This window comes from Symplocastrum torsivum (genome assembly GCF_059505465.1).
Genome location: NZ_JCACKQ010000099.1, coordinates 1 through 9,267 on the forward strand (window position 1 = coordinate 1; position 9,267 = coordinate 9,267).

6 protein-coding genes are annotated in these 9,267 nt (G+C 42.9%); all 6 read left to right on the plus strand.

Annotated features, from left to right (window positions below):
* The first annotated feature begins 62 nt into the window (after nt 1-62).
* The 6 genes from AC5JL3_RS24760 to AC5JL3_RS24785 all read left to right on the plus strand — a co-directional run bounded on the left by AC5JL3_RS24760 (nt 63) and on the right by AC5JL3_RS24785 (nt 9,181).
* Nucleotides 63-533 carry a GUN4 domain-containing protein gene (locus AC5JL3_RS24760; protein WP_496077008.1) on the plus strand — a complete coding sequence of 157 codons (471 nt, stop codon included), beginning with the start codon at nt 63-65 and terminating at the stop codon, nt 531-533.
* Between the two features lie 475 nt (nt 534-1,008).
* Nucleotides 1,009-1,449: a hypothetical protein gene (locus tag AC5JL3_RS24765; RefSeq protein ID WP_496077009.1), complete on the plus strand. Its 441-nt coding sequence runs from the start codon at nt 1,009-1,011 to the stop codon at nt 1,447-1,449.
* A gap of 707 nt (nt 1,450-2,156) precedes the next feature.
* Nucleotides 2,157-3,005 carry a transcription factor RcaD gene (locus tag AC5JL3_RS24770; RefSeq protein ID WP_496077010.1) on the plus strand — a complete coding sequence of 283 codons (849 nt, stop codon included), beginning with the start codon at nt 2,157-2,159 and terminating at the stop codon, nt 3,003-3,005.
* 63 nt (nt 3,006-3,068) lie between these two features.
* A complete protein-coding gene (locus tag AC5JL3_RS24775) occupies nt 3,069-5,141 on the plus strand; it encodes a P-loop NTPase fold protein (protein ID WP_496077011.1) in 2,073 nt (690 codons plus the stop codon).
* Nucleotides 5,142-5,256: 115 nt separating this feature from the next.
* Nucleotides 5,257-7,926, plus strand: coding sequence for a DNA translocase FtsK (locus AC5JL3_RS24780; protein ID WP_496077012.1), 2,670 nt, complete (start codon nt 5,257-5,259; stop codon nt 7,924-7,926).
* Nucleotides 7,927-8,272: 346 nt separating this feature from the next.
* Nucleotides 8,273-9,181, plus strand: a complete 909-nt coding sequence (locus AC5JL3_RS24785; protein ID WP_496077013.1) for a ParA family protein — start codon at nt 8,273-8,275, stop codon at nt 9,179-9,181.
* Nucleotides 9,182-9,267: the final 86 nt, after the last annotated feature.

Consider the following 9,267-nt stretch of genomic DNA (forward strand, 5'->3'; position numbering starts at 1 on the left):
TGATCAGTCGAGACAGCGACTTGGAGTGAGTGTGTCTCTCCTCTTTTTTACCACCACAAGGGGTGGTCAGTTACTTCTGCCGGGATGCACTAGTAAGACGGCAATCGAAAGAGGCTGATCGAGAAACTAGAGCTATCATGCTCTATGTATCAGGTCGAGGACAAGCAAGTTGGCTCAGAACAGAAGACATCGAAACCTTTCCTTGTGAAGACCTCTGTACTATTGACCAACTTTGGATGAGATATGGTCACGGACGCTTCGGCTTTAGTGTACAGAAGCGCATCTGGCATAGTATTGGGGGTAATAAGTATGCAGATTATAAAACTGAGTGCTGCTTTAGCGATCAAGTGGGATGGAGTGTGAAAGGTAAATTGCTAGGGTGGAATGATTTTACTTTCAGTCTAAATTCTCCTGTAGGACACCTCCCTGGTTCTTTACGCTTTCAGAATTTGTTAATGGGAAACGTGCCACTGAGAATTCCCTATTTGCTCTCTTCTATTGTGGTGAGTCTTGAAAAATGTAATATCCAGTAGTTACAGACTTCAGCGATGAAGATTGATTACAGCAGGTCTTCAGTGGTAAACGGCTAAAGAAGCTGAAGTGTTGTGATCAAGGTATGCGATCGTGCTGATTCTTGATGAAATGCGATCGCACTTTGCTAGGCGAGAAAGAGTTTAGAAAATTGGCATTAAGGGCTGAAAGCTTTATTTGAAGGTTGAATATAATCTTCTAATTTCTACTGTATCTCTTCGCTTGATTGTTGCTGTAGATAGATGTAAAAAACTTGACCTACTTTAGGCATAAAAAAATCTATTAGAATACAACTCTTTAGATAGATAAACTGAGTAATTAAGGGTATTACTATTAGTAATAAGGTTTACCTTCCAGTTCTTTGGACTGAATTGAGGTAACTTAGTCAGGTTTGAATGAAGCGAATAAGAGCTTTTGAAATTCAACAAGACAACAGAAATCCTAAACCTCTTTTAGCTAACAATAAGGAAAATACCGATGAGTACGCAGTCGAATAAAAATTCAATCAGTAAACTTCTCAGCGTAGCAGGGCTGGCTACGGCTAGTCTCTTACTGAGTTTTCCCGCTTTTGCATTAATTCCTACTTCCTCGACTGAATCACAAGAATTGTTAGCGCAGGCTGGAATGGACACTAATCAATCTCCTAGACCAGAAGGCGATCAAAATGTTCCCACGGCTCCTTCTCCAAGTGACCCAAGTGTCGATGAGGTAGTTCCTGGAGACCCAATTACTGAAGAAAACAATCAAATGCAGATGAATGAGCCAATGCAAATGAACCAGCAACGGCAGATGAATGAGCCATCCTCTGCTACTGAAATGAATGATAATATGAACACTCAGTATTCTCGTGATTCAGATCGGCTTAAGCCAGGAACTTGGATGTGTTTAAACAATCCTAATCCTCAGTGTGAGTCCTAAGTGAATCGTCTAGAGGTTTCCTTGAGAGGAAGTACGACTCCAAGTAACTCTCTTAATCGTTAAAAACGCGATCGCCTTATCATTAGGTTGGAAGAATTAGCTAGATCAACTTATCAGGGTACAAGAGATTAGCAAGGTTTACCAACCTTGATGAAGGCGTTTCAAGCGATCGCATCCTACCAAAAATCCCTTCAGGTTCAGTCCTGAAGGGATTGTCATATTGCTCTCTTCTATAAGCGGAACGTATAGCTATAGCCATAAAAGTTAGGACAGATTTAACGGTTAAAACGACCACATAGCAGTAAAAATCCTTCTGCCCTCTGCCCTGTGCATAAGAGCCTTTTGCTATAACTTTAAGCTACGAAGATCTCACTCACATTATTGCTAAAGGTGTTAGCACTCTGCCAGGATACAACCGCCACAGAGATCAAATGGGTTCTATAAACAGACCATTGCACCAATTTGAAGAGGAATTTAATTCAGGAATCCCCAAGCTTGCCAGTAACCCGCTATTTTTTGTCACATTGAAATAGGATTTGCTAGGGTAGCAGAGAAGGGTGCTTAGTAGTTGCGGCGAGTGCAACTGCCAACCTCCGTATATTCTCGGAAGCTATTTTGTCAACCTGTTGTAACAATAACTACAGGTCAGGTTTCGGGTGTTTATGTAACTTCTGAGGTGTCGTTACAAAATAGGTGAGGCTAAGCGAATGGATACGAATGAGCTGAAGTTTGTGTTGAAGTTGCTGGGTTGTCCTAACTATCGGTCATCCCTTTCTGCTTCTGGGTTTAAAAGCTTCAAAGGCAAGGAGAAACTTTGTCGAGATTTGGGCGATCGCAATTTAGTAGACTTCTCCCGCGAGATTGCTTCCGTCAAGATTTTACCGCCAGGACGTGCCCTCCTCAAAGCTAACAAAGACCAGTTGCCGCTTACACCTGATGAATTGAAGGTGCTGGAGAGCATAGGCAAGGTTTCCGGAAAAATCACACCCAGCAAAATCACAGTTAAATCCGTAAAGTCAGTGGAGCGAGACGCTATCTTGCAACGCTTCCATGAGCGGGGACTGATTGAAGCTGAAACCAAAATCAAAAGGCAGAAAGCCGAAGTGTGGCTAACCGAGCGAGGGCAGCAGTATTTGCGGGATGAGTACACTGCCAAAGGCTCTAACCCGGTTATCAGTTTGGATTTGCTAACCAATTACCTGCGCTTTTTACGCAAATCCCCGCACGTCCAGAAGGATGTACATCAAGAGCCTTCACAGAAGCCAACAGCAGCGATACCGAAGAGCAAGCTAAGTGACGAGGAGATTTTGCAGACAATTCGGCATTTAGACGGGGAATTGGGTACGGAAAATTATTTGCCGATTTTTCATCTGCGGCAGAAGTTACAACCCCCGCTTTCACGGGAACAATTAGACGAGGCGCTCTATCGCTTACAACGGAATGACAAGATTGAGCTGAGTTCCTTGCAAGAAGCGATCGCCTACACTCCAGAACAAATTGACGCTGGAATTCCTCAAGATGTCGGTGGTTCACTATTCTTTATCGCCGTGAACTAGGAATCCATCCAGTGATTCTTTTTAGTCTCAAATCACGTTTGCCAGTCTAAAAGAAGTTTAAGCATGACAGCTATTGAAGAGATCATTAAACGCGAGGTTAACCCCTTTGACCTGCTGAATCTTAAGCCAGGTAACTTTTGGGGAGAGAAGCAAGACTCAGCGCTGACAGTTGAGTCAATTCATCAAGAGGCGATCGCTGAGATTGAAGAGCTTCTCGACCTGGTTGCCAAAGACCATCGCAGCCGTACCGTGATGCTCTTTGGCGACTCTGGTTCCGGCAAAAGTCATCTATTAGGTCGGCTCAAACGCACCCTCAACCCTAAAGCCTTTTTTGCCTACATCGGTCCGTGGGCTGCTAGCGACCACATCTGGCGTCATACCTTGCGCTATACCGTTGATAGCTTAATGCAAGTTCCAGAGGGTCAACAAGAATCTCAAGAGTCTCAGCTAATGCTCTGGCTCAAAAGTTTATCAGCTTTCACCAAACGCAGCCTAACAGAACGAATTGTTAAGGATAATTTTTGGGAAATATTACAAAGCGGTCGGCAAAAATTCATCCAACACCTCAAGAAGACTTACAGAAAAGAAAGTCTCTACAATCCCGACATTTTTTTTGGAGTACTGCACGACCTCACCAATCCAGAACTGTATCCTATAGCCTGCGAGTGGTTGCGAGGAGATGATTTAAGTGAAGAGTCCATGCAAGCCTTAAAAGTTAAACACTGCATTGATACAGAAGATGCGGCTAAAACTATCCTGGCAAACTTTGGCAAAATTTCTACTGAAACCCAACCTATTGTTTTATGTTTTGACAACTTAGACAACATTCCCAAGTTGCCAGATGGCTTCCAGGATTTCCAACCTTTGTTTAATGTCAATACAACCATTCATAATGAATACTTCAAAAACTTTTTGGTAATTATCAGTATCATAACTAATACCTGGAAGCGGAATGCTAACCGCATTCAGCAGGCTGATAAAGCCGGGATTCATCGAGGAATTCAGCTAAAAAGTATTACGCTAGAACAAGCAGAAGCGTTGTGGGCTTATCGACTGAAGTCACTTCACACTCAAGTGAATCCCCAGCCGCCTTCCAACGTTTACCCGTTGACTCGACAAGCGCTAGAACAAAAATATCCTGGTGGTAGAACGTTCCCCAGATATGTACTAATGCTGGGTCGGGAGGAATATCAAAGATACAAACTTGATTTGGTAGAAACTTACAAGCATACTTCTAGACACACTTCTATAAATCCTCACCTCCAACTATCTACAGAAGAGAGAATTAAAGCAGAATTTCAATTGCAATGGCAGGATGAATACAACAAAGTTCAAGAGAAAATTGCCAAAATTACCTTCTTAGCTGCACCCGAACTCATTCGGATGTTGGAAGAAGCACTATCTGCCTTACAAGTCCAGGAAATTAAGCCGAAACTAATAAGCGGAAAGTATGCCAGTAATTCCCTGAGTTATCAACAGTCGGGTCAACCCAAACGGGTCGGAGTAGTCTGGACAGAAGACGCTAATATGAAAACTTTTTATTCTGTAATGAATGCTTGCCAGAAAGTCGTCAACTTAAATCTGTGCAAAACCCTGTACCTAATTCGGGAAGCTGGAGTAGGAAACACAAAACTTGCTGGTAACAAAATCTATAGACAAATCTTCACAGGTTCCCAACATCATCACATCACGCCAAGTTTGTCCTCTGTTCATGACCTCGCGACATATCACAGCTTAGTAAATGCTGCGCTTGCTAATGAATTGGTGGTTGCAGGCAAAACCCTTAGTTTGCAAGAACTAGAAGCTTTAGTTTGCGAAACGAAGAGTTTGCACAACTGTAGTTTATTGCAGGATTTAGAGATTATTCCTAAAGAGAATGATGGCGGCAACAGTAATGGACATGAGAAAGTTGATTTACAGGAAGTCAAGCAATTTTTACTAAATGTAGTCATAACTCAGCAGTTCATGGGACTACAGGCGCTGGTCGATCAGGCTTGTAGCAAGTTTTCTCAGGTGGTCGAAGCTCAAATCGATAAATTGATTCAGCAGCTATGTCATGAAAATAAAGTTCAAATTCTCGACCACAATGCTAAAAGAGAATCTCAATTTATCCTTCTAGTAACTAAAAAAGACTAAAGAGGATGATTAATCTTGTCCTATAACCAGCTATACAGATAAAGCTAGCAATGCTTTGTGCTGAAAAGTTTACTTCAATTTCTATTTTCATAACTAGGCTAGCCTATCATCGTCAATGCCCTACCTGACAAAAGCCGACGAAACCCGCTCCATAATTACAAAATTTGCATCTGCTAAAACTCTCTGGTTAGATACAGAAACAGCAGACTGGCAAACTCCTAATCCAAGATTGTCTCTAATTCAGGTGTTGGCTGAACCTAAAGACTTTCCAGGAGAGTGCGCTTACATCTTAGATGTATTGGATAAGCCTGACTTAGTGAACTATTTTGTTAACCAAATTATGGCTAATCCGAACATTGAAAAAGTATTTCACAACGCTAGCTATGATGTAAAATTTTTAGGTAAAGAGCAAGCCCAGAACGTTACCTGTACCTGGAAGATGGCAAAAAAGCTAAGAAATAAATCTTCCGATATAAAACAACTACCTAACTTAAAACTAAAAACATTAGCAGAAGAACTTTGCAACTTCTCCAATGTAGATAAAGCAGAGCAGGCAAGCGACTGGGGGCAGCGTCCCCTCACCGATAAGCAGCTACAGTATGCCAATATGGATACTGTTTATCTGGCTCAGGTGCATCGCCGTTTACTAGAACTTACTAACCCGATTACACAAGAGCCAGTGACTAAGATTTCTAATTCTGAAGACAGCTCCTTGAGTGTTACCAAAGTTCGAGTTGCCTTTGAGTGTCCTCGCTTGTTTTATCTGGGACATCGCTTTGGTGGAAAAATGGTATTTCAACCATCGGGTAATCCTCCTAAAGTTGGTACTGAATTTCATCAATTAGCTGACCATTTTGCGTTCATCGCCAAGCAGGAACCAAGGTTCCAAGCTTTGTTTGAGCCAGATGCTGACAGGCTAGATGTAGATGCGATCGCTCAAGACTTACAGCAGCTATTCTATGAATTAGCCTTTTACCCCCACCTGCAAGCCGCTAGCCAAACTGATCCAGGGAAAGCACCAGCACTTTTTCAACTCTGGGAGGGATTGAAAGGACTAATCCGACGTTGGGCACAATTGTTGGTGCAAAATCGGCGCTATTGCAGTGCATCCGATGTCCTTAACAAAACGCTGATCGATTTTAAACCCAGCGTTAAGCATCACTTCCAACTGCCCGATGGTACACAGCAATTAGTGCAGGGGAGATTCGACAGCCTGATTTATGACTTTGAACACCACCGCCTCTGTGTGGTGGAGTATAAAACCTATCAGTCGCCAGATAAATCGGCTCAGCTAGCTCAAGTTGCCCTCTACAGCTATATGCTACGGGAAAAGCTTGGAGTACCCATAAACTCAGCCGTTTACAGTGTCTTGCCTAATTGGGACGAACTTACCTTCACTTGGGACGAACTCGAAAACACGGTGCATCAGTTGATTCCCCAGAAATTACAACAGATGCGCCAATGGATCGATTGGGAACCGCCTCAACCCAATCCACCACCACCTACACCTCATCCACACTTATTCTGTGATATTTGCCCTCAGCGAAAAAAGTGCCAAACCTATTTTGATGTTGGTGGTGAAGTATCTAATGTTGTTAGCGAATTAGAAAACCTAACCCCCCAACCCCCTTCCCTGCAAGGGAAGGGGAAGAAAGACTTCTCTCTCCCTTTAGAAGAGGAGTTCTCCATTGACTCGCCAACAGTATCAGTACCTACCCAGCTACCACCGCCGCTATCGCCAGTTGATGCTGAGGCAATTGGGAAAGACTTGGTAGCGACTCTTCAATCCTTTAATATTGGAGTCGATTATTGTGGGGCGGCTGTTGGCCCTGCTTTCATTCGGGTGAAGCTCAAACCTCATCTGGGTGTTAAGGTAAACTCTCTCCTGAAATTGTCTGCTGATTTGCAAGTGCAGTTGGGGATAGCAAATCCTCCACTAATTGCTCCTCAAGCAGGGTATGTCAGTGTTGATTTGCCCCGTCCAGACAGGCAAGTTGCTAGCTTTGATCATTATATTCAGCAGCAAACATCCTCTGCTGAGGCACGAGTACGAATTGCAATCGGGGTGGATTTGGATGGACAGTTGAAAGAAGCTGATTTATCTGATCCCAATACTTGTCACTTTTTAGTCGGTGGCACAACTGGCAGTGGCAAAAGTGAATTTTTGCGATCGCTTCTCCTCTCCCTACTTTACCGTCACTCCCCATCGCAACTAAAAATTGCGTTGGTAGACCCTAAGCGTGTTACCTTTCCAGAATTTGAACAGATGCCCTGGTTATTGTCACCAATTGTCAAAGATAGCGATAGTGCAATTGAACTAATGGATGAGTTGGTAGCACAAATGGAGCAACGTTATCAGTTGTTTGAAGCTGCTGGTTGTGCCGACTTGGCTACCTATAATCAACAAGTTGCCCAACCTTTGCCTCGTATTGTCTGTATCTTTGATGAATATGCTGATTTCATGGCAGAAAAAGACACCCGCAAGGCGCTAGAACTGAGTATCAAACGCCTCGGTGCTATGGCAAGGGCGGCTGGAATTCACCTTATTATTGCAACTCAACGCCCAGAAGCTAGCGTTGTCACACCAATCATCCGCTCCAATTTACCAGGACGAGTTGCCCTGCGTACCGCTAGCGAGGCAGATTCAAGCATTGTTCTAGGCGGAAAACTCACAGCAGCAGCTTATTTGTTGGGGAAAGGAGATTTACTTTACCAAGGTGGTGCTCAACAACATCGTCTGCAAAGCTTATTTGCACCAAAAATTCAGCTACCCAAGTATAGCTAGGCAGTTAGGATGAATGCTGCACGTCCTTTAGTTCTGGAGATTTAGGTTTTGCCAGTGATTCCTAAAAATTTGGTAAATTGCTCATTTTGGAACTTGATGCTGTAGACTCTTCTCGTAGTAGCGACGCTTCCTCTATACGTCTCTACTGCTGTTGTGGAGGTTTGGAAAGGGAGTTTTGGTGCATTAGATGGAATTAGGATGACGATATGCGATCGCAGTAAACCTACTTACCCCATCTTACTCAATACACGTCTTGCAACAACTAACCGATCATGTTAGCTGTTCGCCGTTAACAGTCAACACTTTATGCTAAACCAGGCAACGTTTCTATCAAAGGATTTTATTCATGGGATTTGTCATTGCCACAGTCAATATGAAAGGTGGCGTTGGAAAAACGACCCTCACCATAAACTTGGCTACTTCCTTGGCAAAAAATCATGGAAAGCGAGTGTTAGTTGTAGATTTAGATGCACAAATTAGTGCCACTCTCAGCTTAATGCCACCTCATGAATTTGCAAAAGTAAGGAGAGAAAAACGCACTTTAGGGCAGTTAATTTATAAAGAAATTAAACCAAACAGTAAGAGTAAAGTTACTATTCAAGATGTTATCAAACCCTATACTTGCAATGTACAAGGTCTAGACTTATTACCTGGAGACATTGACCTGTATGATGAGTACCTCGTCTCGGAAATGCTTCACAAGAAAGCGCTTAACGAAGGCGATCGCACTTTCAGTCAAGTTTGGAATCGGTTTGAAGAACTATTAGTTAGAAGTATTTTAGATCCAATTCTCGATGATTATGACTTTATTGTTCTCGACTGTGCTCCGGGTTACAACCTCTTAACTCGTAGTGGGATTGTTGCCAGTGATTTTTATTTGCTACCAGCAAGACCAGAACCTTTATCACTGGTTGGCATTCAACTCTTGGAAAGACGGATTAGCAAGCTAAGAGAAAGCCACGATTCTGAACAAATTCTCAATCTTCGGCTGCTAGGAATTGTGTTTATTTTATCGGGTAGCCCTTTGATGGGTCGATATTATAAACAAGTCATGCAACGAGTTACTCAAGATTTTTCTCCTGCTCAACTCTTTGAGAACAGAATCCCGATGGATGTCAATGTTGCTAAAGCATTTGACAGTTTTATGCCAGTTGTTTTAGCGAATTCTGGTACAGCCGGAGCAAAAGCGTTTGTGAATTTGACTGAAGAGTTTTTGCAAAAAGTAGAAAACTTTCCACCCTCTCAATCAACATAAACTCCGAGAAATTTAGCGAATCTTGATTAGTTACTGGCGTTTAGACTAATGCGCTCTAACTCAGCTTCGCTGAGTGGAGCGTAAGC

Coding starts and splice junctions, on each gene's coding strand:
- AC5JL3_RS24775 (WP_496077011.1), top strand. CDS start 3,069: ATGACAGCTATTGAAGAGATCATTAAACGCGAGGTTAACCCCTTTGAC.
- AC5JL3_RS24765 (WP_496077009.1), top strand. CDS start 1,009: ATGAGTACGCAGTCGAATAAAAATTCAATCAGTAAACTTCTCAGCGTA.
- AC5JL3_RS24785 (WP_496077013.1), top strand. CDS start 8,273: ATGGGATTTGTCATTGCCACAGTCAATATGAAAGGTGGCGTTGGAAAA.
- AC5JL3_RS24780 (WP_496077012.1), top strand. CDS start 5,257: ATGCCCTACCTGACAAAAGCCGACGAAACCCGCTCCATAATTACAAAA.
- AC5JL3_RS24770 (WP_496077010.1), top strand. CDS start 2,157: ATGGATACGAATGAGCTGAAGTTTGTGTTGAAGTTGCTGGGTTGTCCT.